This is a genomic window from Brevibacterium sp. SIMBA_078 (assembly GCF_046534565.1).
Taxonomy (GTDB): domain Bacteria; phylum Actinomycetota; class Actinomycetes; order Actinomycetales; family Brevibacteriaceae; genus Brevibacterium.
This window is the reverse complement of sequence record NZ_JAWRYQ010000441.1, coordinates 1-248: the sequence shown is the minus strand read 5'-3', so window position 1 is coordinate 248 and position 248 is coordinate 1. Positions and strand designations below refer to the sequence as shown.

The window sequence follows — 248 nt, the reverse complement described above, 5'->3', positions numbered from 1 at the left end:
ACCATGCCCAAACGGTGGATGGCCTATATCGTGTGCTAAACATAAGGTTTCGAGCAATCCAGTAGATGGAAAATGTTCAAAGCTTGGATGTTGGACCTTTAAATGGCGTAATATGCCGGTGCCTATTTGCGAGACTTCTAATGAATGGGTAAGGCGTGTACGGTAAAAGTCGTTTAAGCCAATACCCATTATTTGGGTTTTAGCTTGAAGGCGCCTAAATGCAGCAGCATGAATGATTCGTGAGCGGT

At 44.4% G+C, this 248-nt stretch carries 1 protein-coding gene; it reads right to left on the bottom strand.

The window, feature by feature from the left end; translation table 11 throughout:
- The coding region (locus tag SB749_RS20335; RefSeq protein ID WP_410711903.1) for an HD domain-containing protein at positions 1-189 on the bottom strand (189 nt) is incomplete at its 3' end.
- Positions 190-248: the final 59 nt, after the last annotated feature.